The 25,025-nt window shown below is 71.2% G+C and carries 18 protein-coding genes; 10 read left to right on the forward strand and 8 right to left on the reverse strand.

Annotation, left to right across the window (positions count from 1 at the left end; all coding sequences use genetic code 11):
* The first annotated feature begins 5 nt into the window (after positions 1-5).
* The 3 genes from OV090_RS36865 (at position 6) to OV090_RS36875 (ending at position 2,900) form a co-directional block, all read left to right on the forward strand.
* Positions 6-506, forward strand: a complete 501-nt coding sequence (locus OV090_RS36865; RefSeq protein WP_267709409.1) for a hypothetical protein — start codon at positions 6-8, stop codon at positions 504-506.
* A 1-nt stretch (position 507) separates the two neighbouring features.
* Positions 508-1,632: a methanobactin export MATE transporter MbnM gene (locus OV090_RS36870; RefSeq protein ID WP_267709410.1), complete on the forward strand. Its 1,125-nt coding sequence runs from the start codon at positions 508-510 to the stop codon at positions 1,630-1,632.
* Between the two features lie 194 nt (positions 1,633-1,826).
* A complete protein-coding gene (locus tag OV090_RS36875; RefSeq protein WP_267709411.1) occupies positions 1,827-2,900 on the forward strand; it encodes a hypothetical protein in 1,074 nt (357 codons plus the stop codon).
* On the opposite strand, the gene OV090_RS36880 is transcribed toward OV090_RS36875, so the two are convergent.
* The 4 genes from OV090_RS36880 to OV090_RS36895 all read right to left on the reverse strand — a co-directional run bounded on the left by OV090_RS36880 (position 2,869) and on the right by OV090_RS36895 (position 8,795).
* Positions 2,869-3,243 carry a hypothetical protein gene (locus tag OV090_RS36880; protein WP_267709412.1) on the reverse strand — a complete coding sequence of 125 codons (375 nt, stop codon included), beginning with the start codon at positions 3,241-3,243 and terminating at the stop codon, positions 2,869-2,871. The genes OV090_RS36875 and OV090_RS36880 overlap by 32 nt on opposite strands.
* A gap of 219 nt (positions 3,244-3,462) precedes the next feature.
* Positions 3,463-4,437 (reverse strand): NADPH:quinone oxidoreductase family protein, encoded by a 975-nt coding sequence (locus OV090_RS36885; protein ID WP_267709413.1) that lies wholly within the window; start codon positions 4,435-4,437, stop codon positions 3,463-3,465.
* Between the two features lie 280 nt (positions 4,438-4,717).
* Positions 4,718-6,667 carry a serine/threonine-protein kinase gene (locus tag OV090_RS36890; RefSeq protein WP_267709414.1) on the reverse strand — a complete coding sequence of 650 codons (1,950 nt, stop codon included), beginning with the start codon at positions 6,665-6,667 and terminating at the stop codon, positions 4,718-4,720.
* A gap of 277 nt (positions 6,668-6,944) precedes the next feature.
* Positions 6,945-8,795 carry a serine/threonine-protein kinase gene (locus OV090_RS36895; RefSeq protein WP_267709415.1) on the reverse strand — a complete coding sequence of 617 codons (1,851 nt, stop codon included), beginning with the start codon at positions 8,793-8,795 and terminating at the stop codon, positions 6,945-6,947.
* A 524-nt stretch (positions 8,796-9,319) separates the two neighbouring features.
* On the opposite strand from OV090_RS36895, the gene OV090_RS36900 reads away from it, so the two are divergent.
* The 4 genes from OV090_RS36900 (at position 9,320) to OV090_RS36915 (ending at position 14,974) form a co-directional block, all read left to right on the forward strand.
* Positions 9,320-11,098, forward strand: coding sequence for an SUMF1/EgtB/PvdO family nonheme iron enzyme (locus tag OV090_RS36900; RefSeq protein WP_267709416.1), 1,779 nt, complete (start codon positions 9,320-9,322; stop codon positions 11,096-11,098).
* Between the two features lie 256 nt (positions 11,099-11,354).
* Positions 11,355-12,332, forward strand: a complete 978-nt coding sequence (locus OV090_RS36905; RefSeq protein WP_267709417.1) for an archaemetzincin — start codon at positions 11,355-11,357, stop codon at positions 12,330-12,332.
* Between the two features lie 449 nt (positions 12,333-12,781).
* Positions 12,782-14,074, forward strand: a complete 1,293-nt coding sequence (locus tag OV090_RS36910) for a DNRLRE domain-containing protein (RefSeq protein WP_267709418.1) — start codon at positions 12,782-12,784, stop codon at positions 14,072-14,074.
* A 168-nt stretch (positions 14,075-14,242) separates the two neighbouring features.
* Positions 14,243-14,974 carry an alpha/beta hydrolase-fold protein gene (locus OV090_RS36915; protein WP_267709419.1) on the forward strand — a complete coding sequence of 244 codons (732 nt, stop codon included), beginning with the start codon at positions 14,243-14,245 and terminating at the stop codon, positions 14,972-14,974.
* A 50-nt stretch (positions 14,975-15,024) separates the two neighbouring features.
* Here OV090_RS36915 and OV090_RS36920 read toward each other — a convergent pair whose 3' ends face one another.
* Positions 15,025-15,939, reverse strand: coding sequence for a hypothetical protein (locus tag OV090_RS36920; RefSeq protein WP_267709420.1), 915 nt, complete (start codon positions 15,937-15,939; stop codon positions 15,025-15,027).
* A 676-nt stretch (positions 15,940-16,615) separates the two neighbouring features.
* Here OV090_RS36920 and OV090_RS36925 point away from each other — a divergent pair.
* Both OV090_RS36925 and OV090_RS36930 read left to right on the forward strand, forming a co-directional pair.
* Complete coding sequence (locus OV090_RS36925; protein ID WP_267709421.1) at positions 16,616-17,836, forward strand: hypothetical protein; 1,221 nt, start codon at positions 16,616-16,618, stop codon at positions 17,834-17,836.
* Between the two features lie 28 nt (positions 17,837-17,864).
* Positions 17,865-18,413 (forward strand): hypothetical protein, encoded by a 549-nt coding sequence (locus OV090_RS36930; protein ID WP_267709422.1) that lies wholly within the window; start codon positions 17,865-17,867, stop codon positions 18,411-18,413.
* Between the two features lie 33 nt (positions 18,414-18,446).
* Here the strand turns inward: OV090_RS36930 and OV090_RS36935 are convergent, their stop codons facing one another.
* From OV090_RS36935 to OV090_RS36945, 3 genes are all read right to left on the reverse strand, one after another.
* Positions 18,447-19,238, reverse strand: a complete 792-nt coding sequence (locus tag OV090_RS36935) for a thioesterase family protein (RefSeq protein ID WP_267709423.1) — start codon at positions 19,236-19,238, stop codon at positions 18,447-18,449.
* 163 nt (positions 19,239-19,401) lie between these two features.
* Entirely contained in the window at positions 19,402-20,583 is a 1,182-nt protein-coding gene (locus tag OV090_RS36940; protein ID WP_267709424.1) for a lipid-transfer protein, read from the reverse strand.
* A gap of 33 nt (positions 20,584-20,616) precedes the next feature.
* Positions 20,617-23,595, reverse strand: coding sequence for a peroxisomal multifunctional enzyme type 2 (locus OV090_RS36945; protein ID WP_267709425.1), 2,979 nt, complete (start codon positions 23,593-23,595; stop codon positions 20,617-20,619).
* 175 nt (positions 23,596-23,770) lie between these two features.
* On the opposite strand from OV090_RS36945, the gene OV090_RS36950 reads away from it, so the two are divergent.
* Positions 23,771-24,964 carry a hypothetical protein gene (locus tag OV090_RS36950; RefSeq protein WP_267709426.1) on the forward strand — a complete coding sequence of 398 codons (1,194 nt, stop codon included), beginning with the start codon at positions 23,771-23,773 and terminating at the stop codon, positions 24,962-24,964.
* Positions 24,965-25,025: the final 61 nt, after the last annotated feature.

Raw genomic sequence — 25,025 nt, forward strand, 5'->3', positions numbered from 1 at the left:
AAGTCATGTACCGCGCCCTGCTCACCCTCGCCCTCGCCGCCCCGCTCGCCTGCGACGAGCCCGCCGACCCCGCCCCGTTCATGGGTGACGACGAATTCGTCCGCGACCCCGCGCTCGACGTCGAGCTCGTCAGCGCCCACGGCGACGCGATCAGCCACGCCACTGGCGACAACTGCATGCGCTGTCACCAGGAGAACGGCCCCGGGCCCGGCCGCTTCACCGCCGCCGGCACCCTCCACGACGAGGCCGGCGCGCCCTACCCCGACGGCCTCGTCGAGCTGCGCAGCGCCCCTGACGGCATGGGCGACCTCGTCGCCGCGCTCGAGGTCGACGGCCTCGGCAACTTCTACACCACCGAGGTCCTGCCGCTGCCGGCCTCGGCGCTGTTCCCCACGGTGTACAGTGCCGATGGTGCGCGCAAGAACTTCATGCCGTTCCCCACGAGTTCGGGCGCCTGCAACGTCTGCCACGCGGGCAGCTTCGGCGTGCGCCTCCCGGAGGGCTGACGTGCGCCGCGTCGTCGCTGTCTGTTTCGCCATGCTCCTCGGGGCATGTCCCGAAGACCAGGCGCCGGACGAGGCACCGTGGGAGTGGCAGCTGCCGCCGGGCTTCCCCGAGCCGTTCGTGCCCGAGGACGACCCGATGAGCGCCGCCAAGGTCGAGCTCGGCCGGCACATCTTCTACGACGAGCGCCTGTCGTACAACGAGACCATGGCGTGCGCCACCTGCCACGAGCAGGCGCGGGCCTTCACCGACGGCAAGGCCACCCCGATCGGCTCGACCGGCCACGCCCTCCCGCGCAACGTCATGAGCCTGACCAACGTCGCCTTCCAGTCGATCTACACCTGGGCCAACCCCAAGCTGTCGACCCTCGAGGAGCAGGCGCTGGTGCCGATGTTCGCCGACTTCCCGCTCGAGCTCGGCGTCCAGCAGGACACCGACGCGATCGTCCGGCGATTCGCCGACGACCCCGAATATCAAGAGTTGTTCGCCGCCGCCTGGCCCGCCGACGACGACCCGTTCACCGTCGAGCGCGTCGTCCAGGCCCTCGCCTCGTTCCAGCGCACGCTGATCTCCGGCGACAGCGCCTACGACCGCTTCATCTACGGCGGCGACAGCACCGCGATGTCCGAGTCGGCCCAGCGCGGCATGGCCCTGTTCTTCTCCGAGACCGGCGAGTGCTATCATTGCCACGCCGGCGCCAACTTCTCGACGTCGTTCCGCAGCGCCGGCACCGAGCCCGGCCCGCCCGACTTCCAGAACAACGGCCTCTACAACCTCGACGACGCGGGCGCCTATCCCCCCGGCAACGGCGGCCTCTACGAGTTCACCGGCGACCCGCGCGACCAGGGCAAGTTCCGCGTGCCCACCCTGCGCAACATCGCAGTCACCGCGCCGTACATGCACGACGGCAGCATGGCCACCCTCGCCGAGGTCATCGACCACTACGCCGCCGGCGGCCGCCAGACCGCCGATGGCCCGCTCGCCGGTGACGGCCGCCAGAACCCCAACAAGAGCCCGCTGGTGCGCCAGGTCGAGCTGTCCCCGCAGGACCGCGCCGACCTGGTCGCCTTCCTCGAGAGCCTCACCGACGAGGCGTTCCTGACCGACCCGAAGTTCGGCCCGCCCTGACTCGGCACCGCGCGAATGCGTCGGACCGGCCGCGGCGGACGAATCATAGGAGTCGGCGCGCCGATCGATGGCGGTCGATCGGCGCAGGCGGCTCCGTCTGCGCCCATGACCGGGACCGCGCGCCGCCGAGGACGGACAGGACCGAGCCGCATCGCGCGGTTGACGGCCCCGGACGCGCGTGGTGAAGTCGCATCATGCGTCTCACGCCGACGGCGCTGCTGCTGAGCGTGGCGCTGGCCATCGTCGCCGAGGCCGAGGCCCGGGCCTGTTCGTGCGGGCGAGAGATCGTCGGCGCCGGTCGCCTCTACCTCGGAGCCGGCGGCGTGCTCCCGCCCGACGCCCCGGGGTTCCCGTGGACGGGCCCGGAGCCCCTCGCCGGCGCGGCCGATCGCGTGAAGGTGACGCGCATCGCGGGCGCGCGACGCGTGCCCGTGAAGTTCACCATCACTGGCGACGGCGGGCCCGAGTTCATCACCCCGGCGCAGAAGTTCGCGCCGGGCCAGGTCTACGAGGTGACGATCCGCGAGAGCGCCAGGGCCGGCGAAGCGCGCCAGTACTACACCGACAAGAGCTCGCTGCCGCCGGCGGAGGTCACGACGCGCGTGACGATCGGCGCCGGGCCGCTGCGGCTCACGCAGGCGAGCCTGCGCGCTGGCCCGCAGACGCACGAGGACGCGAAGGTGGCGGCCGCCGGGTCGTGCTGGGAGGATTTCGCCGCGGCCAAGGTGCCGATTCGCGTCGAGCTGCCGCCGGAGGTCGAGCCGCTGCGCGACTACCTGCTCTACGTGACGCGCTTCGACGGCCACACGTGGCGCCGCAGCTCCAGCCTGTGCTCGTGGCTCGACCCCGGCCGCACGTGGACGGGCGAGGCCGGCACGGACATGGTCTTCGCGGTGTGCGGCCCGCGAGACGCCGACGCGGTGCGGAGGACGGAGCGCTACGGTCCACGCTCCGACTTCCCGGAGCCCGGCCGGCACAGCGTGGAGGTGATCGTGGTCACGCCGGACGGGTCGCAGTCGATCAAGACGCCGGCGATCACCATCGACCTCTCTTGCGCGCCGCCCCCGGCGCAGCCGACCGCCCCGCTCGAAGCACCCGCGGCTTCGGGGCCGCTCGCGCCGCTCGAACAGCCCGAACCGCCGACCGGCGAACCTCGCGGCTGCGCGATCGGTGAGCCCGGCTTCGCGTGGCTGCTCGGCGCGGCGTGGTGGCTCCGGCGTCGCTCTGCGCGACGGGCTAGGAGCGCCGGGTGCTCCGCACCGCCATGACGGTGAACATCAGGAACGCGAGGAGGCCGCCGCCCACGAATGGATAGACGTTCGGCACCTGGGCCCGCGAACCCCGGATCGAGTCCGTGTGGATCTGCATCATCGACATCGCACGCTGGTACCGCGAGCGATCGGCGTCGACCACGTTCCCCTGCTCGTCGTACTTCACCTTGGCGAGGGACGCCTCCGCCTCCACGAGCTGGTCGCGTGAATTGGCGATGTTGTTCTGGATGCGCAGGTAATCGCTGAAACCGACCCAGGCGACGCCGAGAGCGACGAGCGCGAGCAACGCAGAGAGGAGGGTGTTCAACGTGAAGGAGCGACGGGCTTGGGACGAGGACATCTCGTGGAGGAAGGACGACCGCTTTCGTCCCAGGTCGCACCGAAAAGCCCGGTGAATTGTTTTGAGGGTTCATCTGCAGATGCAGAACCGGCGCTCCCGGACGAAGGCTCCCCCCTCCGCGTGCTCGGCACACGCGAGCCGATGAGACAAGCAGCCGATGTTTTCGACATCCCATGTCTCAAGGGACATGTCTTTATAGACATGTCCATAGAACCACCCTTACGGCACCAGCACCAGCTTGCCCAGCACCTCGCGCCGCTCCATGCGCGCCAGCGCCTCGCCGGCGCGGGCGAACGGCAGCGACGCGTCGACGTGGGGGTGGAGCTGGCCGGCGGCCACGGCCGCGAGGATCCGCTCGGCGTTCGCATGGTTCCTGGCCGGATCGCGGGCCGCGAACGCGCCCCAGAACACGCCGACGATCTGGCAGCCCTTGAGCAGCACGAGGTTGAGCGGGATCTTGGGGATCTCGCCGGCCGCGAAGCCGACCACCAGATAGCGCCCTTGCCACGCGATCGCCCGCAGGGCCGGCTCGGCGAACGGGCCGCCGACGGCGTCGTAGACCACGTCGACGCCCTCCCCGTCGGTCAGCTGCTTGCTGCGCTCCTTGAGGTCTTCGCGGGCGTACTCGATGCCCTCGTCGGCCCCGTGTGTGCGGCAGAACGCCAGCTTCTCCGCCGTCGATGCCGCCGCGATCACCCGCGCTCCCAGCAGCTTGCCGATCTCGACCGCCGCGATGCCGACCCCGCCGGCCGCGCCGAGCACCAGCAGCGTCTCGCCCGCCTTCAGGTCGGCGCGGTCGACCAGCGCGTGCCAGGTCGTCCCGTACGTCAGCAGCGTCGCCGCGGCCACCTCGAAGCCGACCCCGGCCGGCACCTTCACGACCGCCGCCGCGGGCACCACAATCCGCTCGGCGAACGCCCCGTGGACCAGCGTCGTCGCCACCCGATCGCCGATGCCGACCGCGGTGACGCCCTCGCCGACCGCAGTCACCACGCCCGCCGCCTCGCCGCCCGGCACGAACGGCGGCGCCGGCTTGAACTGATACTTGCCGTATGACAGCAGCACGTCGGGGAAGTTGACCCCCGCGGCCCGCACCTCGATCAGCACCTCGCCGGGGCCCGGCACCGGCTCCGGCACTTCATCGACGCGGAGGCCCGAGGGCCCGACGAGCTCGTGAACACGGACTGCGCGCATGCGCCCGGCACTCTAGCAAGCGCCGCTCCCCCCGTCGAGCAGCCGCGCTACACGGCCGCCCGCCCCCGCCAGCAGGAGGCCGCATGTCCCCGAGGACAGGATGAGACCAAGCTCCCCCGCGCTGCCATGTCCCAAAGGACAGGGCGCGCAGCCCGTCGCGCTCACCCTGCCCCGAAGACTCGTGCCCCTCGCGGCGCCGCGCACCGTCGCCGGCGGTCTCACCACATGACCCGATGGACATGCCCCGATGGACATGTCCCTTCATGCATTCTCAACCCTGTCACTCCGCCCCGAGCTCGTGCAGCGCCTGGGCCACGCGGCGCTCGTGTTCGGCGGCGTCGTCGCGCACCTCGAGGCCGAGCTCGACCGCGCGGCGCAGCAGGTGCTCTGCCTCGAGCAGGCGGTGGAACGACTGCGCGCGCTCGTCCTCGAGCGCGCGCAGGCGGTCGAGCCCGACCAGCAGCTCCTCGCGGCGCTCGGGGGACTCGCGGCGGGCCTCGCTGGCGGCCAGCGCTCGCACCAGGGCGCCCTCGTCGAGCCTGGCCAGGTCGGCGTCGATGCTGCGCAGGCGCTCCACCTGCCGCGCGATCAGCTCGACCAGCGGCTTCAGCGAGCCGGCGATCATGTCGAGCTCGGCGCGCGCCCCCGGGGCCGCCGCGCGGTGGTCGACGAGTCGCTGGACCGCCAGCGCCAGCTCGCCGACGATCTCGCGCACCTCGGCCGGCGTCTCCGGCGTGAGCAGCCCGGCCAGGCGGGCCACCAGCGGGTCGGAGGCCGGCAGCGCCGCCGGGGCCGCGCGCAGGCGCAGGAACGTCGGCCGCTGCTTCTTGTGCGCGGCCGAGACGGCGAGGAACACGATCAGCGCGATCAGCAGGCCGAGCGAGCCGAACACGATCGGCACGAACACCGGCGCGCTCACGGCCACAGTCAGCGCCACGATCGCCCCGGTGATCCCGCCGGTCCAGCCGAACGTGCGCACGGCCAGGCGCCGGCGTTCGCGCGGCGAGCGGTCGACCACCGCGACCTGCAGCTTGGCCGCGGCCAGGCGCGCGCGCAGGCGCTCGGCTGTCTCCGGGGACAGGTCGGTGAACAGCCGCAGCGGCAGCGCGTGGCGCCGCTCGAGCTCGGCCTTCGAGTACATGCGGGCGTCGCCGATCACCAGGTTGAGCGCCGGCACCTCGCCCTCGGCCAGGGTCTGCAGCTCGCCGGACAGGCGGGCGAAGAACTCGGCGTCCTCCTTGGCCGCGCGCAGATCGACCGAGCAGGTGCCCGCCGCCGTGTGCTCGAACTGCACGCCGACGCGGCCGCAGGCGAGGCACAGCCGCTGGCCGAGGCGCAGCCGCGCGCCGCAGTGCTGGCAGATCGTGCGCGCCCCGCTGGCCCCGGCCGGGCCATCGCCGGCCAGCGCGGCCGCCAGCTCGCGCGCCGAGGCCGGGCGCGCACCTGGCTCGAGGGACAGGCAGCGCATCACCAGCGCGTCGAGCTCGGGCGGCACCTCGGCCCGCAGGGCGCGCGGCGGCGCGGGCGAGGCCTCGCCGAGGAACGCGGGCCCCTCGCCGCGCGGCAGCAGCCCCGTGAGCCCGCGATAGAGGATCACGCCGACGGCGTAGAGGTCGGCCCGCGGGTCGAGGGCGGTGCGCGCCAGCTGCTCCGGCGCCGCGTAGGGCGAGCCCTCGAGCAGCAGGCTCGAGGCGGTGCGCGTCGACAGGATGTCGACCCGCGCCAGCCCGACGTCGGTGAGCCACAGGCCGTCGTCGCCGCGCACCACCAGGCGCGGGTGCAGGTCGCGGATGACCACGCCGCGCGCGTGCAGCCCGGCCAGCAGCTCGCACAGCGCGATCGCCAGCGCCACCACCTCGTCGACCGGCGCCGGCGCCCGCCGCCGCAGCCACTGCTCGAGCGTCTCGCCGCGCGGGTCGAGCCGCAGCCGCCACGGCGGCGGCGCCCCCGGTGCGCGCGGGTCGTCCGGGCCGGCCGCCAGCACGGGCGCGACCCCGGGCGCGTCGAGCTCGCGCAGGCGAGCCACGTCGCGCACGTAACGGCGCCGCATCGCCGGCTCGCGCGCCAGCTCCGGCGCCAGCCAGGCCAGCACCGCGTCGCGCCCGTCGCCGAGCCGGATCCGGCACCGCAGCTCGGAGCCGGCCCGCTCGGCCGCACCGACGACCTCGGCCCTCAGCTCCGCCGGCAACGCCGGGATCGCGGGCACGCTCATGCCTGCCCCTTTCGCCATGCTCTATCGGACATGCTGGAATGAACATGCTCCGAGCGACATGCTCGGAAGAGCATGCCCGAGAGGACATGCCCGTCGCCCGCCGCCTCACGCGCGACGCTCGTCGCACGCTGCCCGCTCGCTCGCGCGACGCTCGTCGCCCGCCCACCGCTCGCCGGCGCAACGATCACCACCTGCTCGCCGCTCATCCTCATCCGCGCGCCGGTCATCCCCGCGCCAGGCCCGAAGCATGCCCGAAGAGACATGTCCCTTCTCCCATGTCCCTGAAGCCAGGCCATCACGCCCCTCGCCCTCCGCGCTGGACCTCTTCGAGCGCCTCGACGCGGGCCCGCAGGTCGGCCAGCGCCTCGCCGTCGCCTGCCCCGCCGCCGGCCCGCGAGCGCGCCACCCGGGCGGCCAGGCCGTCGAGCGCGGCCGTCAGGGACAGGAGCCGCGCGGCCCACGTGTCGCGCTCGTGGAGGGTCGCGCGCACGGCCTCGTCGCCGCCCTGAATCCCGCGGGCCGCCAGCTCGCGGTCGAGGGCATCGAGGCGGGCCGCCGCCGCCGTCGCGGCAGTGACCGCCTGCGCCAGCTCCTCGACGGGCGCCTCCGGGTCGCCGGTGGCCGGCCCGAGCGCGGGCGCCAGCGCCAGCGCTCGCCCGACCACCGCGCGCAGGCTGTGACGGTGACGCGCCTCGTCGATGGTCGGCCCGACCCGCTCGACCTCGGTCAGCGCGCGCTGCAGCGGCGGCGGCAGGGCGGCCGGGCGCTCGCCCTTGCCCGTCACCTGGCGCAGCGACGACCACGTCGCGCCCACGGTCACCCCGACCAGCAGCAGCGGCGCGAGCACGAGGATCGCCTTGCTGCTCATCACCCCGACCGACGACGCCACCGCCACCGCGAGGCTGCGACCGACCAGCGCGCGCGCCTTCTTGCGCATCGCCGGCGACTTCAGCGGCCCGCCGCGCACCACCTCGACCTCGACCCCGATCTGCCGCAGCGCCTCGCCCACGCCCCGCGCAGTCGCCTCGGACACCCCGCGCAGCAGCGTGAACGGCACCCGCGGGATCCGCTTGTCGAGCAGCCCCGGCGTGACCCGAAGACCAGGATTGCCGGCCACCCACCGCCGCAGCGCCTCCCGCAGGGCCACGTCGAGCTGGTCGCCCGGCTCGCCCGGCCCCGCCACCAACACCGTGTACGGCCCCGACTCGGCCCGCGCCGCCCGCAGCCCGCAGTGCAGGCACACCGCCAGCGCCGCCGGCCGCGGCTGCCCGCAGCCGGCGCACGGCGGGTCACCGCCGCCGCGCTCGCCCGTGAACACCGCCAGCGCCGAGGTGCTCCCGGCCGCCAGCTGCTCGAGCAGCGCCGCCACCTGCGCGGCCCCCTGCGGCCGATCGCCGGGCGCCTTGGCCAGCAGGCTCTGCACCAGCGCGCGCAGCGGCGGAGAGAAGCTGTCCGGAAGGACAGGTACCGGCGCGCGCCGGTGGGCCTCGATCACCCCGAACGCGGTCGCCCCGGCGAACGGTGGCCCGCCGGTGGCCATCTCGTACAGGATGCAGCCGAGCGCGTAGAGGTCGCTGCGGACGTCGACCGCGAGAGGGTCGAGGCACTCGGGCGCCATGTAGTCGGGCGTGCCGAGCACGGTGAGCGCGCTGCGATCGACCCCGGCCAGCGACGTCGCGCGGGCCATGCCGAAGTCGCCGATCTTCGGCGTGTGCCCGCCGGCGACCAGGATGTTCGCGGGCTTGAGATCGCGGTGGACCACCCCGGCCGCGTGCGCGCGCGCCAGCCCGCGGGCGATGCCGGCCCCGAGCGCGGCCAGCCGCGCCTCGCCGAGCGGCGCCTCGCGGGCGATCAGCTCGGCCAGCGTCGGCCCCTCGACCAGCTCGAGCAGCAGCACCCGCTCGCCGTCGATCTCGACCACGCCGAACACCTCGACGATGTGCGCGTCGCAGACCCCCCGCAGCAGCTCGGCCTCCTGGGCGAAGCGCGACTGCGCCGCCGCGTCCTGCCGGTGCGACGCGTGCAAGATCTTGCCCGCGAACTGCCGCCCGTCGCTCGCCTGGACGCGCACCACCGTGGCCACCGCGCCGCTCCCGAGCGCTTCGCCGAGGCGCAGATCGGCGGGGTTCGGAGGCGCGGCCTGCATGCGAGTAGAGCACTCTAGCACGAGCAGCCGCCCGCCTGCCACGCCCGCCCGGGCGCAGGCGCCGCGAGCCGTGGCCGCGACTGCGCACGGCCGGCGATCTCCTCGCCGCGCCTCTTCAGGGCCCGGGCGCCGCCTGCGGCTTACCTGTCCTTCAGGCCATATTATTTCTGTCTCACACATCGCCTCCCCTCCGGCTCGCGCGCGCACGCGCGACACTCCGACCGAACCTCCTCGCATCGCGTCAGAAGGTGCGGCTCTCCGGATCTGATCGGCGCAAGGTGACAGCGACCGCCACTCGCGAGCAAAATCGGTCGCATGACCGCGAGCGTGACGAGGATCGCCGCGACGAGCGGACCTCCGCTCACGACAGACATGTCTCTTGGACCATGCCATCGCCCGCGCTCCGCACCGACCGCGGAGGCGGCGAGCCAGGCGATCAGGGCGGGCCTGGGCAGCTCATGCATCGCCGGGGTCCCGCTCGCGCACGGGCCCGAGCTGGAGCGGAGCGCCCTGTGAGACGAGCGATGAGGATGAGCCTCGCCGGCCTGGGCACTGCCGCGGTCTTGCTCGCGTGCGGACCGGAGCTGCCGCGGAGCGTGAAGCCGGTCGGCCAGAGCGGGGTAGACGTGTGGCCGGACGTGGCCGCGCCGCTGCCGGCGCGCCACGACGGCCGGCGCGACGCGGCCTTGATCGTCAGCGTCGAGGATTACACTCACCTGCCCGATCGGCCAGGCGCGCACGCCGTCGCGGGCGCCTGGTACCGCTACCTGCACGACGTCCGCGGCCTGCCGCACCGGCGGATCCGCTGGCTGCGCGCTCCTGGCGGACCGGAAGCGGTCGGCGCTGCGCTTTCAAAAATGCACTGGCGAGTCAAGCGCGACGCCACCCTCTGGCTGATCGTCATCGGCCACGCGGGCACGCCGATCGGCGGCTCCCCGGTGCTGCTCGGCCCCTCGGCGAGCGCGAGCGACTGGCGCGGCGGGATCCCCCTGGGCCCGGTGCTGCGCTTCGCCGGCCACGGCATGCACCGCGAGCTCGTCGCGGTGCTCGACGGATGCCTGCCCGAAGGGACAGCTCACCGCGGCAGCTCCGGCCTCGCGGCGCCCGGCCTGCCGTCTCCGCCGGACTACGCGGCCCCGCAGCGCATGACGGTCTCCGAGGTGTCCGCCGGCCTCATCGCCATGGTCGAGGAGACGCTGATGCGCGTGATGGAGGACACCGTCCAGCGCGGCCGCGAGCCGGCCGACGCGGTGATGTTCACCCCGGGGCTCGGGGCGCACTGCCGCGAGCGCCTGCCGGGGACCGACACCCCCGCCCTGTCCTATCTGCTGCTGGGGGCGCTGCGCGGGTGGGCCGACGCCGATCGCAACACCCGGGTGAGCGCGGTCGAGGCCCTGCGGCACATCGACCTGCTCCTTCGGGCAGGTGCCCACAAAGATCCCGAGCGGCCGCGGCCGCAGGCGCGCGGCTCCGACCTGACCCTCGCCCGCGGGGTCAGCGAGCGCGGGCCGTCGCCGACGGGCGGTCACTCGCCGGTCGACGAGGCGACCCTGCTGGCCGACGGCGGCCAATTCATCGACGAGCGCATGCAGAAGATCGATCGCGGGCGCTTCACTCTCGGCTGCCGCAGCCGCCGCGACCCCGACTGCGAGGCCGACGAGCAGCCGGCGCGGCAGGTCCACCTCGACAGCTTCATGATCGATCGCCACGAGGTCACGTGGAAGGACTACGCGGCTTGCGTGGCCGGCGGCGGGTGCTCGACGATCGCCACCGCGCGCTGCGAGGTCTGGACCGGCGACGCGTTCGTCCGCGGGGCCGCGCTCGCGCCGGCGTTCCTCGGCGAGGATCATCCGGTCGTGTGCGCGACCTGGCAGCAAGCCGGCGATTATTGCGCGTGGAAGGGCAAGCGCCTGCCGACCGAGGCCGAGTGGGAGCGCGCGGCCCGGGGCCCCGAAGCGCGCGCCCAGTACCCGTGGGGCGACTCACCGCCGACCTGCGCGCGCGCCCACACCCACGAGTGCGGCGCGACCACTGCGCCGATCGGTCAACACCCCGCCGGTGCCAGCCCCGACGGGGTCCACGACCTCGCCGGCAACGCCTCGGAGTGGGTCGCAGACTGGTATGACAAGAGGGCGTACCGTCACGACTCCCGCCGCAACCCGGCCGGGCCGCAGCGCGGCGAGGTCCGGGTCGTGCGCGGCGGCAGTTATTATGATGGCCTGGGCAACCTGCGGACCTCGTACCGCTACGGCCTGTCGCCGCAGTGGGGCTACGGGACGGTCGGCTTCCGCTGCGCGCGCTGATGCCATCGCGCCCAGGTGTAGACAATTCGCGTCTTGGCTACCGCGCGAAGGCAGCAGGCCCAGCGGCAACCCGCGAAGTCAGTCCTCGGCCCGCCGCCACAGCGACTTCAACCTGTCCTTCAAGACATCCACGTCGCCACGCCACCGCCTGTCTCAACGACCAGGTTGACTCAGGACCCCCCCGCGCGCCTCCGCCCCGCGACGACCTGACCGCCGCGTGGAACACCGCCGCCGGCCTCGCGCGTAGCAGGCAGGCATGCCAATCCCGCGTCGCTCGCTCTTGCGGGCCCTGCTCGCCGCACCCGTCGCCCTCGCGCCCTCGCTGGCGCAGGCCCGCAAGTTCAGCCCGCCCGACCGGACCGCTCGATGGGCGGCCCTCGGCGCCCTCGACCAGCTCCCGCCCGACCTCCGCGCCGCCTTCACGCCCGGCGACGACGATCGCCCCATCCCGCGGCCGGGGCCGCAGGACTGGCTGGCCGAGCACGGCGAGCCCGGCCAGACCTTCGCCCAGTTCGTCGGCCAGCGCCACAATCGGCCGACCGAGTCACGGCGCAAGCTGAGCTTCTTGCCGATCGGCGCGCTCACGGGCAGCGAATGGCCGGCGCTGGCCGTCGTCGGCGACTTCGCCGCCCGGTACCTTCAAATACCCGTCGAGCGCCTCGATCCCACCACCATGGCCGCCCTCGAGGCGCGTGGGCGCGACCGCGGCGACTATTATCAATACGACACCCGCACCATCCTCTCCGGCATGAAGCGCCGCGTGCCCGCCGACGCCTACGCCCTGGTCGCGGTCACCACCGCCGACCTCTACCCCGCCCCCGGGTGGAACTTCGTGTTCGGCTACGCCAGCTTCGACGAGCGCGTCGGCGTCTACAGCTTCGCCCGCTTCGACCCCGCCTTCTACGGCCAGACGCGCGGCCCCGGCGTGAGGGCGAAGATCTTGCGCCGCTGCCTCGGCCTGCTGGTCCACGAGGTCGGGCACATGTACGGCCTTTACCACTGCGTGCACTTTCACTGCATCATGAACGGCTGTAACCACCTCGACGAGAGCGACCGCGCGCCGCTGCACCTCTGTCCGGTGTGCCGGCGCAAGCTGCAGTACGCGATCGCCTTCGACCCCGCCGTCCGCGAGCGCCAGCTCGCCGAGTTCTTCCGCGCCCACGACATGGCCGACGACGCCGCCCGCAGCGAGCGCCTCCTGGCCGCGATCGTCGCCGCCGCGCCCGCGCCGTGACGCGGTTCGAGCGCCGATTCTCGATGCCGCCATTCCTGGTTCACGGGACATAACATCATACCGGCGCGCGTCCGCAGACGACCGCATCATCGTCGGCCGAGGTCTCGCGCTGGCCTCATTCATCGGTCCCGCCGCCTCGGCAGCGGCGAATCGCTCCTGATCTGTGATCCGCACCGCACGATCGGCGGACCTGCCCCGGAACCTGCCCGCGAGGCCTGGAATCACCCGTTCTGCCGCCGCCGCGGCCCGACGAACGCCGCTCCGTCGCCGCACCGCCCGACCCCGCGGCCTCCAGGAGCAATGATTCGTGGTCCGCGTCACTGGCGCCGCAAACGACCCGCCCGCTCCCGCGCTTGACCCGACGATTCGTTGCGTCATCGTGCGAGTGCCGGCACCTATTCACGCTGGCTGGGAGCAGACCGATGTCACGTCATTCGTTCGTATCGCTATTGTCCACAGTCGCGACCTTCGTCACCGGCGCCTGCGACGGGCCCGATGCAGTCGACGCCGGCGCGCCTGCGGCCGCCGACGTCATGGCCGAGACTGCGCAGACCGACCTCGAGGCCGACGAGCCCCCCGCCGAGGGCCCGCCGCCGTTCCCGCAGGCGCTGCTCGTGTCGCCCGCCGCCGCCTGGACGTACCTCGTGCAGCCGGCCGAGGGCTCGGGCGACGAATGTCGCGTGCCGGCCGGCGGCGACGACTGGCGCAACCTGGTCGGCTTCGACGACAGCGACGACGCCGGCTGGGCCGAGGGCCTCGCCGAACTCGGCTACGGCGACGGTGACGAGCGCACCGTGATCCCGTTCGGCGACGACCCGGACGCCAAGTGTATCACCCAGTACTTCCGCCACGAGTTCACAGTCACCGACCCGACCCTCTATGCCTCTCTGGTGGTGCGGATGATCCGCGACGACGGCGCGGCCGTGTACCTCAACGGCACCCGGGTCGTGCGCAGCAACCTGCCCGTCGTTTTCGGCCCGGACACCGTCGCGCAGACCACCGTCGAGGGCAGCGACGAGGACCGCTTCTTCCAGTTCTCGGGCATCAGCAACCTCCTCGTCGCCGGCGCCAACCTGATCGCGGTCGAGGTCCACCAGCGCTCCGACTCCAACCCCGACGTGTCGTTCGCGCTCGAGCTCGCCGCCGCCCTCGCGCCGCCGGCCGTCGGCGTCGACCGCAGCACCGTCAGCTTCGCCTCGATCGAGGCGACCATCGACGAGTCGAGCCGCAACACCAACTTCGGCACCCACGCGCAGTGCCGCATCGACGGCGCCTCCGGCGAGGACAACAGCAGCACTCTCGAGCAGGTGTGCCTGGCCCGCTGGGACGTCGCCGCCATCCCGGCCGGCGCGATCGTCCGCGCCGCCCACCTCGACACCAACGTCACCAACAGCACCCCCGATCGCTACGGCCTGCACGTCCTGACGACCGAGTGGACCGAGGCCGGCGTGACCTGGGAGGACCGCAACGGCGCGGCCGCGACCGACTGGCAGACCCCGGGCGGGGTGGTCGGCGGCGAGTTCGGCGCCGACGATTTCGAAGACGCGCCGCTGACCGTGGTCAACGCGCTGGCGACCGGCGAGCGGATCGTCACCCTCCCGCCCGAGCTCGTCGCGGACTGGCGCGCCGCCCCGGCGAGCAACTTCGGCCTGGCGTTCCTCGACTTCGCCAACGAGAACGGCCTCGATTTCTCGACCGCGGGCGCGGGGATCGAGCTGGTCGTCACCTACGACGTGCCGTGAATGCCCCTTCGGGCATGCTCTACAGGGCATGCCCGAAGGGACATGTCATGTTTGCGAGCGAAACCTGCCGGAAGCATGGCGCGCGCGTCAAGGGCCCGCGACGGCCGCGTCGGCGAAGTCACGTCCGGGCCCACGCGACGCGCGGCCTGCTATCCTCCGCGCGTCCGCGTGCACGACCGCATCCACATCTTCGGGGTGTTCCAGATCCCCTGGCTCAAGGGGCCCCGGCCGGTCCGCGTCTACGTCCCCCCCGACACCGGCGCGCCGCCGCCGGTGCTCTACATGTTCGACGGCCAGAACATTTTTGATGACGAGCCCTCGCACAGCGGCGGCTGGTACCTGCACCACGCCGCGCGCGATCTATGCGCGGCAGGCGGGACTGCCCCGCTGATCGTCGGCATCGATCATGGCGGGATCTACCGCATGCGCGAGCTGTCGCCGTTCCGGATGCGCCAGCGCGGTCAGGCGCCGCACCTCGTGCGCTGGATGGTCGACGAGCTGCAGCCGCAGATCCGCCGCGCCTTCCACGTGCGACACGACCTGGCAGGCACGGCCGTCGGTGGCTCCTCGCTCGGCGGCCTGGCGGCCCTCTACGCCCACTGGCACCGCCCCGACGTGTTCGGCGCGGCCCTGTGCATGTCGCCGTCCCTGTGGGTGGCGCGCGAGAAGATGCTGAAGTTCGTGTCCGAGCGAAAAAACCCCCTGGTGTCGCGCCTCTACCTCGACGCCGGCGGCAACGAGCCGCGCGTGCGCCCCGCCACCGAGCGCATGGTCAAGCTGCTGCGCAGCCGCGGCTACGGCCCCGACCGGATGCGCTGGGTGTTCGACCCCGGCGCCGTCCACCACGAGAGCGCCTGGCGCCGCCGCGCCCCCGAGGCGCTCGCGTTCCTGTTCGGGTGAACACGCCCTCCGTGACACGGCCGTAGAGCAGCCGATTCCTTCCGGCGTCCTCACCACTTCTCTAGCCGCACGGTGACGTCGGGCGACAGATCAGAATGCGAGCCGATCCGAACGTAATGCTTGCCCGCCGCCAGCTGCACAGCCTTGCCGTGGACCTCATCGTCGAGAAAGATGCCCTCGTCCTCCCACGGGCAGCCAAAGCACGGACCGACGCGTAGCCACGCATCGCTCGTCTCGTTGATGTAGAGGAAGTACGTCCCGCCCTCTGGGACTTCGACTGTGACGGCGCGAGAGCTGGGCCACGCATAGCCTGGCTCGATCCCGCCGACGACCTCTGGATCTTCGCAATCCATCGAGCCCTCGAACCGCCAAAATCCCTCGCTCTGCCAAGGGATCGTCGGGCCGGTGCACTCGGCCACGAGGAGCGGGAAACTGTCGTCACCGCACTCTGGGACGCCCTGCAAGAACGTTTCGATCTCTTCCTCGAGCTCAAGTCCATACGCATCGCGGAACTGCGCAGCGATCCAGGACATGGTCGCAGGACCTCCGAGGCGACGGTAAAACTCGCCGAATCGCTCGGGCCCGTGCTGCACTAGGAGGTAGGTGACGAACACGGCGGCGGTCGCAAATTGTACCTCCTGGCTGCGGATCGCCGTCATCGTCGACCGCGGATCAACGCTCCCATAGGCAAACGCCTCCTCGCTGAAGTACCTCGGCCCCCGGCCATCCCCGAGGACCTCCATGGCGACGGCGGCGCCTTCTGTGAAGAATCTCACAGGCATGCCCCCGGTGACAAGATGCGTCAATTCATGAATCGAGAGGGGTGAGCCACTCCATCCGTGCCGTCCGACGGTGAGTCCGCTGCTCTCTGCGAAGTCAGCTAGCGGTTGATCCTGCGGCCTCAGCCACGACAGTCTTAGTGATTCAGGCGCGGAGACGCCAAGCTGATCCTCCAGGAACGGCACCCACCGATCAGCGTACGTTGCGTTGCCAGCGCACGCATGCAGATTCGCGCTATATTCGTAAAGGATATGCTCTCCTTGCACCTGTTCAAATCCAGGCAGGCAACTGAGCAACATCAAGTTCCCCCCGATCCCTGGTAGGCAGAGCCACGACCGTCGCATGCGTAGCCTGAATCATATCGAAGGCTGTTCTCGGGACCCGCTCTCCAACGTTTGGCCAGACGGGAGATTCCTCACCCACCACCACCCGAGCGGAGGCATCGCAGTGCCACGATTGTGGTATCTACCTTCTAGCAGGACGCTGAAAAATCGCTCCGGAACCCGCGAGGCCGCCTGCACGATCATCCAAAAGTGCCGTGGCGGAATAGGGCTATGTTCTGTCCAAAAAGGCATGACGATCCCGGCCGGTCGGGACCTTTCAGCGACCTGCCAGATTATTAAGTGACAATCCAGACAACCGACGATTTGAGGAGAGCATCATGAGAAGTTCTACCCATCATTCGCGTTCATCACGTCCTCCATTCTGTTTGGTCCCGGCTGCATCACGGAAGGGAAATATCAGAAGCACATCACTTGTCAGTACCCCAACCCGAATCACGATCCAGCAGATCCGAATTCGGAGGAGCATGAGACGCGGGACTTCTGCGTGGTCGCCGGCCCCTTGTGCTGGAATGACCCGATGCCGAACGATACCGAGTTGTGTTCGTGGAACTGGTTCGGCGACAACGATCACTTGGGAATGATGGAGGTTCTCCATTCTGAAAGGGTCGCCAGTTGCATCGGCGATGGGGGTTACCCGCAAGGGAACTTCCCCGAGTGGTACAGCCCGCCGCACGACGAGGGCTGCGTGGGCCAGGCGCCCGGCGGCGGCGACGAGGGCGGTCAGTCGTCAGCCACGAGCGGCACCGAACCGACCACCGGCGCGCCGACCACGACCGAGGCATCGAGCAGCACCACCGGTGAGGACGATGACGGCCCCGGGGACTACTACTGCAGCCTCCTGTCCCGGTACAAATGCGCCGATATCACTCCCGACGACGCGCTCGGCACTGACCTTCACTACAATCGCGACCTTGCCCAATATCCGAGCGATGCGCTCTACGACGCCTGTTGGACAAGCAAAATCACGTACAGCGGAGCTCCGCAATGGACAAAATGCGTGTACAACGCGCTTGACGTCGACGACGCGAGATCGAAATGTCAGGATGCGTGCGAAGCTTTGAATACAGATCTGGATGATAAATGCGATAATGTTGGATGTAGTTTCCAACCGATCGATTGTGTCCTAGATGGAAATTGGACCGATGAATTCGGCACCCCCCATGCAAACGACAATTTTGAGAAGCCTAAGAAAATCGGCACCATCGACGGCTATGAGTGCGACGGCGAGGTGCTCGTCATCGGCGAGGGCCCGTTCACGCAATTCGAGGGTAGCGGCACCATCATCACCCCCGACGGCCACTCGGCGGGCATGACCGACGTTCGGGGTTTCCTGAGCTACTCGCTCTCGAGTTGTTCTTCGACCACCTGCACGATCACCATCGACACCCTTGTCGGTCTCACCAGCCATGCCGAGGGCGGATACACGGACGCGGCCGGCAGCGGCGGCACGTACGAGTTGCAGCAGATCGGGTTCCAGATCCGCGCCCCCTTCTCGGGCACCTGGGACAAGATCCGCAAAAATATCACGTTCCCGACCGACGTGATGCAGGCCCAGTTCTGGGGCGGGCCGGTCTTGATTGACGGCGTCACGGTCACCGACAACGCCGGGGTCCTCAACGCCGAGATCGATCAGATCGTCGGCAGCCTCCAGAGCACGACGGGCCCCCTCACGTTGAACTTGACCTACCAGATGTCGCTGTTCGGCACGGCCTCCGCGTCGTTGCAGACGGTACCGTAGCTCTGCCGTCTGCTAGGCTAGCGACGCCATGCTCCTCCCGATGGCCTTCGCCCTGCTGCTGCAGGCGCCATCTCCGCCCACGACGACGGAAGCCTTCCGTCGGCTCGTCTTCGCCAACCACTACAGCCTCGAGTGGAGCGTCGTCTCGGGCACGCCATCGGGCCAGGTCTCGCTTTTCCTCGGCTCCTCGCTGCGCCCCCGCAGGGACCGCAAGGGACAGCTGTGGAAGTTGGCCCTGGGTTACGAGCTTGGCGTGGCCGTCGGCGGAGCCGAGCGCGGGACGGCCTTCCTGAGTTGGGGTGGCAACTATGGAATCGCCTACCACCGGCACCACCTCGCCGCGCTCGGTTACGGCGGTCCGAAAGATCGCCTCTACTATCAGTTCGGCGGCGGTGTGCTGATGTGGCGCAGCACGCCGGTCGCGCTCGAGGCGGACGTGCGGCTGGGCGTCGTGCTCGGCGTGCAGCGCTCCACGCGAGTCAAGGGCGTCGTGGGCGGCGAGGCGCGCATCGTCGGCATCCTCGACGGCGTGCCGCTGCCGCACTTCGGCGTGTTCGCCGGTCTCTTCTTGTTTTGAACAGCGCCTCCACTCGAGGCCGGCCGACCCGCTTCAGCGGATCACCGCGAACGTCTGCTGGTTGAGCGCCAGCAGCTCGCCGGCGGGCGACCACAGCTCGCGGAACTCCACCGAGTAGCCCGCGCGCATCGCCACCGCGCGGGCGCGGTGGTACACCGGCTGCGTCGGGTCGAGCTGCGCCACGTCGGCCAGCGGCTGGAACGTGAACGTCAGCGTCGCGGTCGGCCGCGGCGCGGTCAGGCGCGAGAACGCGGCCGGCCACCAGCCGTCGCACAGCATCGCCAGGTAGGCCGCGTCGCGCACGCTGGGCGGCCGCTTGAAGCGGAACCAGCCCTCGGCCCGCGCCTCGTCGCCGCCGGTGAACAGCGGCGCGTGGACCGGGCGGAACTCGCAGTGCTGGGCGAACACCGGCCCCTCCTCGGGCGCGCCGAACGGCAGCCCGCTCGGCGCCGTGAACTCGGGCGGCCGCAGCTCGGTCCACTGCAGGCCGGCGTCGCGCGTGCGCGCGTGCACGGCCACCGCGTGGGCCTGGACCTCGCCGGCCTGGACCAGGCGGACCGCCAGAGTCGTCACCCCGGTGCCGGTGCGCAGGGCGTCGACGAAGATGTCCGCCGGGCCAGGTTGAGTCGGCCCGCACAGCTCGGCGCCGAGCGACCGCAGCGGCCGCGTCGGGTCGGCCGCCACCGCCGCCGCCGCGCGGACCAGCAGTGCGATGACCAGGCCGCCGAACGCCCCACGGCCCTGCTGCCAGCCGTCGGGCACCTCGGCCCGGAATTGGCCGGGGCCCGTGGGGGTGAGCGCGAGGAGGGCGTCGAGGTCGGACATCGCCGCGACCTTAGCAAATGCGGCCCCCGCCGCCCGCCGCCCGCTCGTGAGTCGCCGCGCCGGCGCCCGCCCCGATCTGCCCAAAAAAACATGGCGCAGAGGGCAGGTCCCTTCGGACCTGTCCCGCGCGCCATGCCTTATAAAGCCTGTCCTGGCGGTCAGCTCAGTCGCGGCGGTACATCGTCACCACGCAGGCGCCGCCGAGGCCGAGGTTGTGCTGCAGGGCGACCTTGGCGCCCTCGACCTGGCGCTTGTCGGCCTGGCCACGCAGCTGCCACACCAGCTCGGTGCACTGCGCGAGGCCGGTGGCGCCGAGCGGGTGGCCCTTCGACAGCAGGCCGCCGGACGGGTTGGTGACGAACTTGCCGCCGTAGGTGTTGTCGCCGTCCCACACGAACTTCTCGGCGCCGCCCTCGGGGCACAGGCCGAGCGCCTCGTACGTGAGCAGCTCGTTGGCGGTGAAGCAGTCGTGCAGCTCGACCACCTGGACGTCCTGCGGCCCGAGGCCGGCCTTGTCGTAGACCGCCTCGGCGGTCTTCTTGGCCATGTCGTAGCCGACCATCTTGATCATGCTGTTCTCTTCGAACGTGCTGGGGAAGTCGGTGCGCATCGCCTGGGCGGCGATGTACACCGAATTGGCGATCCCCTTCTTCTTGGCGAACGCGTCCGAGCACAGCACCGCCGCCGCCGCGCCGCAGGTCGGCGGGCAGCACTGGTAGCGGGTCAGCGGGTCGAACACCTCGGGCGAGGCGAGGATCTCCTCGACGCTGAGGAGCTCGCCGAACAGCGCGTACGGGTTGCGGTTGGCGTGCTTGCGCGCCTTCTCCGACACCTTGGCGAACGTCTCGCGGCGGGTGCCGTACTTCCAGCGGTACTCGCGGCCGGCGCCGCCGAACATCTGCGCCGCGGGCGGGGCCTGGTTGAAGCCCTGCACGCGGTCCATCGTGCCGGCGAAGTTGTCGAGCGGCCCCGGCCGGTCGTTGAACTTGCTGCCGAGCGCGCCCTTCTCCATCTGCTCGAAGCCGACGACCAGCACGCACTCGGCCTCGCCGGCGAGGATCGCCTGGCGGCCGAGCCACAGCGCGGTCGACCCGGTCGAGCAGTTGTTGTTGACGTTGACGACCGGGATGCCGGTGAGGCCGAGCTCGTAGACCGCCCGCTGGCCGCAGGTGCTGTCGCCGTCGACGTAGCCGGCGAACGCCTGCTCGATGTCCTTGTAATCGACGCCCGCGTCCTGCAGCGCAGTGCGGGCCGCGTTGGCCGCCATCACGTGGTAATCGTCGCTCGCGCCGGGCTTGGCGAACTTCACCATGCCGACGCCGATCACGTTGACTTTGTTGCTCATGGCTGTGATTCCTCGCTTGGTTCCGTTCGTCCGTCAGTTGCTCTGCTCGAGCGCCGCGAGCAGGTGCGCTGCCGCGACGTCGCCGTCGACGCGCAGCTTGCCGCGCTGGTAGAGGGTGGCGAGCTTGGCCTTGCCCTGCGCGAGCGCGGCCAGGTCCTCGTCGGCCACGGTGACCGTGGTGGTCGCCGGGCCCGCGGCCTTGTCGACCAGCTTGCCGCCCTGCGGCCCGACCTGCACGAAGAACACCGCGTCGGGGCTCTTCACGCGCAGCTCGATCGTGACCTCCTGGGCCGACTTGAGCCCCGCCAGCTTCGCAGCCGCCTGGTCGAGCACCGCCGGCGCCTGCGCGGTCTTGGGAGCCGCGGCGGCGGCCGCCGGAGCCGCCGCCTTGGGCGCGCTGCCGGCCTTCACCTTGCTCATGTCGATCTTCTTGAGGAAGCCGAGCTTCATCGACGCCATCAGGTCGCCGCCGATCTTCAGCTTGCCCTCGCCGAACAGCTTCTGCGGGTCGGCCTTGCCGGTGGTCATCAGGATGAAGTCGCTGTCGCTGAGCTCGAGCGTGCAATTCGCCCCCTCGACCTCGCCGGCGTAGACCTTGCCCGGGTTCGACTTGAGGTCGAACACGTAGCTCGAGTCGGGGTTCTTGAGGCGGAACTGGAACACCGTGGCGACCTTGCCCGGCAGCTCGGCGTTGCCCTTCACGAACTCACCGATCGCCGCCATGTAGTCGGCGCTGGTCGGCGCCGACGGGGCCTCCGGCGCCGCCGCGGCCGCACCACCGCCGCCCGCGCCTGCCCGCGCCCGCGCGGCCGCCATCACCGTGGCCGGGTCGAGCTTGGTCAGGAAGTTGAGCTTGGTCGACGCCATCAGGTTGCCGGCGATCTTCATCTTCCCGCCCATGTACAGCTTCTGCGGGTCGGCCTTGCCGGAGCACATGTCCATGAAGTCGGCGTCGGTCAGCTCGAGCGTGCACTCGGGCGTCGCCGCCTCGCCGGCCGCCAGCTTGCCGTTCTTGAGGTCGAGCGTCCACACGCTCTCGGGGTCCTTCAGCTTGAACTGGAACACCACACCTGCCTTCTTGGCCAGGTCGGGGTTCTTGCCCAGGAACTGCTCGATCGCGGTGAACACGTCCGCGCTGGTCGGCGTGACCTCGGCGCTCGCGCTGGCAGCGGCGGCCACCGGCTTGGCCTTCGGCTTCGGCTGCGGGATCTCCGAATAGAACTCGATCGCCGCCTGCGACAGCACCACCTTGTCGCGCTCCTTCAGCTTGCAGCGCAGGATCACCCGGTTGTCCGCCTCCTTCCACATCTCGGTGACCAGCGTCTCGCCGGGGAACACGCTCTCGCTGAAGCGGACCTTGATGCTCTTGAACTTGCGCGGGTCGCCGGCGGCGAAGTGCTTGATCACGTGGCGGGCGGCCACGCCGAGGGTGCACAGGCCGTGGAGGATCGGCTTGGGGAAGCCGAACGCGCCGGCGAACGCGGGGTCGACGTGGAGCGGGTTCCAGTCGCCCGAGAGGCGGTAGAGCAGCGCCTGGTTGGGCCGGATCTGCTCCTCGGCCACGGCGTCGGGCTTGCGGTCGGGCGGGGTGTTGCTGTCGCCCGACGGGCCGCGGTCGCCGCCCCAGCCGCCCGCGCCGCGGATGACCGCGCCGAGCTCGTTGTAGGCGATGACCTCGCCGGACTCGTCGGAGCTCTCGGTGGCGAACACGATGAACGCGTTCTTGCCCTTGTCGAAGATGTCCTTCACCCATGTCCGATGGGTCAGCTTGGCGTGCGGCGGCAGCGGGCGCTTGAGCTCGGTGTACTGCTCGCCGTGGAGCAGGCGGTCGAGGCCGAAGTTGAAGCCGGGCGCGGTGTGGCCGTCCTTGAACGCCTGCATGATGCCGGTCTGGGCCGGGATCACGGCGAAGGTCGGCAGCGGCCAGAAGCCCTTGCCGTGCATCTCGTAGACGTAGCGCAGCTCGGTGTCGTCGAGCGGGTCCGCGGCCGCGCCGACGCCGAGCGCGTACATCGACAGGTCGCGCTCGTCGTACTCGGTGGTGACCTTCGGCATCTCGTAGCCGAGCGCCTGGTCGACGTCGACGAACTCGTTGCCGCCCTTGCTCGCGCCGGCGTTGACGTTGTCCATCACCGGGCTGAGCGCGGCGGCGACGTCGGCCGGGTGGGTGGCCTTGGCGAAGTCGACGATCGTGCTCCACTTCGACTTGACCAGCTCGGGGGTGATCGCGCGGCCGAGGCGGACCGTGTGGCCCTGCGTGCGCTCCCACCGGAGCTTGCTGAAGAAGCCGCCGCCGACCTCGAACAGGCCGCCGGTGTCCTCGCACGACTCGTGCGACAGCCACGCGACCAGCGGGCTGACGTACTCCGGCCGCAGCGCGTCGATGAGCTCCTTCGGCAGGATCGTCTCGGTCATGCGCGAGCCGGCGATCGGCGCGATCGTGTTGGCGCGGACGTTGTACTTGCGGCCCTCGAGCGCGAGCGTGTTGCTGAAGCCGACCAGCGCCAGCTTGGCGGCGCTGTAGTTGGCCTGGCCGAAGTTGCCGTAGATGCCGGCGGCGCTGGCCGTGAAGATGATGCGGCCGTAGCCCTGGTCGCGCATCTTCGGCCACGCGGCGTGCGTCACCTTGAACGCGCCGTTGACGTGGACCCGCTGGATGATGTCCCAGTCGCCGTCCGTCATCTTGTGGAACGACACGTCGCGGAGGATGCCGGCGTTGTTGACGACGATGTCGACGCGGCCGAACGCGTCGATCGCCGTCTGCACGATCTTGGCGCCGTCCTCGACGCTGTCGTAGTTGGCGACCGCCTCGCCGCCCGCGGCGCGGATCTCCTCCACCACCTTGTCGGCGGCGGTCGAGCTGCTGCCGTCGCCGCGCGTGCTGCCGCCGAGGTCGTTGACGACGACCTTGGCGCCCCGCGAGGCGAACAGGAGGGCGTGGGCGCGACCGAGCCCGTTGCCGGCCCCGGTGATGATGGCGACTCTTCCGTCGTAGCGAAGCTCGTTGGACATGATGGCACACGCGGCATATCGAGCCGCGCGAGCGTCGTCAACCGCCCGCCCGGGCCGCGGACGAACCGCCGATCCGCGATGCCCCCGGCACGCGACGGGCAGCCGCGCGCGCTCGCGGAAGGCGCGGCTGCGGGCCCCCGGCCCGCCCTTCGCCGGCCTCGTGTTACGCTCGCGTATGATGCGGACCGACGAGCTGCGACGCCTGCGAGACCTGCTGGCTCGCGGCGGCGGACCCGAAGTCGTGTTCATGTCGCTGCGCGACCGCTCGCTGCAGGGCCCCGCGCTGACGCGGGCCCTCGGCGACGAGCTGCGCCGTTGGCTCACCGTCGCCTCGCCCGAGCGCTACGGCGGCAACCCCGACGCGCAGGACCTGGCCAAGCAGTTGCAACGCGCGCTCCACCAGCACCACGCCGAGGCGCTGCAGCGGCTGCAGGACTTGCCGCCCGGCCCGCCTGCAACGCTGCAGTCCGGCCCTGCGATGCTGCAGCAGGATCATCCCCCGGCGGCCGCGCCGGCGCATCCCTCTGCGGACCCGGGGCCCTACCGAGCGGCGGCCCCTCCGCCGGCTGGTCTGCGAGTCGAGGTCGCGGGCGTGGCGCGGGAGTTCACCGACCACCTCGGCGACGGCGACCTCGCCGCGATCTGGCGCGCCCCCGGCGAGGACGGCGAGGCGTGCGTCGCCAAGGTCGCGCTCGCGGCCGCCGACAACGACCTGCTGTTCAACGAGGCCGAGGTGCTGCAGCGGCTGCACGCCGGCGAGGCCCGCCAGCGCGACCTGCTGCCGCGCCTGCACGGCCGCTTCTTCACCGCCGACGGCCGCGCCGGCAACCTGCTCGGCCTCGTCGAGGGCCTCGACGGCGCCGCCCTGCGCGCCCGCCTGCCCGCCGGCGTGCCGCCCGAGCACATCGTCTGGATCGCCCGCCGCACCCTCAGCGCCCTCGGCCACGCGCACAGCCTCGGCATCCTGCACGGCAACATCGAGCCGGCGCACCTCATCGTCCGCCCGCGCGATCACCGGGTCGTGCTCCTCGACTGGTGCTACGCGATCGTCGAGCCGGCCCGCACCGGCCAGGGCTTCCGCGCCGTCCACGACGAGTACAGCGCCCCCGAGGTGGCCCAGCGCGGCCCGCCGACGCCCGCGGCCGACCTGCTGTCGGTCGGCCGCACTCTGGCGTTCCTGCTCGGCGGCGACCCGCAGAGCCTCGAGCTGCCGGCGCACGTGCCCGAGCCGATCCAGCGCTTCGTCCGCTACCTGGCCCGCCCGAGCCGCCTGCAGCGGGCCCAGGACGCCTGGGACATGTACGCCGAGCTCGAGCGGATCCGCGAGACCGTCTACGGGCCCCACGTGTTCCGCGAGTTCGTCGCATGAGCGTGAGGACATGTCCTTGATGACCTGTCCTATATGACCTGTCGCTTCAAACATTCTTTAA

The sequence above is a fragment of the Nannocystis sp. RBIL2 genome (genome assembly GCF_026626745.1).
Lineage (GTDB): Bacteria > Myxococcota_A > Polyangia > Nannocystales > Nannocystaceae > Nannocystis.

What these genes read in the sequence shown, in the direction of transcription:
- OV090_RS36865 (WP_267709409.1), top strand. Translation starts at nt 6, where the DNA reads ATGTACCGCGCCCTGCTCACCCTCGCCCTCGCCGCCCCGCTCGCCTGC.
- OV090_RS36875 (WP_267709411.1), top strand. Translation starts at nt 1,827, where the DNA reads ATGCGTCTCACGCCGACGGCGCTGCTGCTGAGCGTGGCGCTGGCCATC.
- OV090_RS36880 (WP_267709412.1), bottom strand. Translation starts at nt 3,243, where the DNA reads ATGTCCTCGTCCCAAGCCCGTCGCTCCTTCACGTTGAACACCCTCCTC.
- OV090_RS36885 (WP_267709413.1), bottom strand. Translation starts at nt 4,437, where the DNA reads ATGCGCGCAGTCCGTGTTCACGAGCTCGTCGGGCCCTCGGGCCTCCGC.
- OV090_RS36890 (WP_267709414.1), bottom strand. Translation starts at nt 6,667, where the DNA reads ATGGCGAAAGGGGCAGGCATGAGCGTGCCCGCGATCCCGGCGTTGCCG.
- OV090_RS36895 (WP_267709415.1), bottom strand. Translation starts at nt 8,795, where the DNA reads ATGCAGGCCGCGCCTCCGAACCCCGCCGATCTGCGCCTCGGCGAAGCG.
- OV090_RS36900 (WP_267709416.1), top strand. Translation starts at nt 9,320, where the DNA reads ATGAGGATGAGCCTCGCCGGCCTGGGCACTGCCGCGGTCTTGCTCGCG.
- OV090_RS36905 (WP_267709417.1), top strand. Translation starts at nt 11,355, where the DNA reads ATGCCAATCCCGCGTCGCTCGCTCTTGCGGGCCCTGCTCGCCGCACCC.
- OV090_RS36925 (WP_267709421.1), top strand. Translation starts at nt 16,616, where the DNA reads ATGCCGAACGATACCGAGTTGTGTTCGTGGAACTGGTTCGGCGACAAC.
- OV090_RS36930 (WP_267709422.1), top strand. Translation starts at nt 17,865, where the DNA reads ATGCTCCTCCCGATGGCCTTCGCCCTGCTGCTGCAGGCGCCATCTCCG.
- OV090_RS36935 (WP_267709423.1), bottom strand. Translation starts at nt 19,238, where the DNA reads ATGTCCGACCTCGACGCCCTCCTCGCGCTCACCCCCACGGGCCCCGGC.
- OV090_RS36940 (WP_267709424.1), bottom strand. Translation starts at nt 20,583, where the DNA reads ATGAGCAACAAAGTCAACGTGATCGGCGTCGGCATGGTGAAGTTCGCC.
- OV090_RS36945 (WP_267709425.1), bottom strand. Translation starts at nt 23,595, where the DNA reads ATGTCCAACGAGCTTCGCTACGACGGAAGAGTCGCCATCATCACCGGG.
- OV090_RS36950 (WP_267709426.1), top strand. Translation starts at nt 23,771, where the DNA reads ATGATGCGGACCGACGAGCTGCGACGCCTGCGAGACCTGCTGGCTCGC.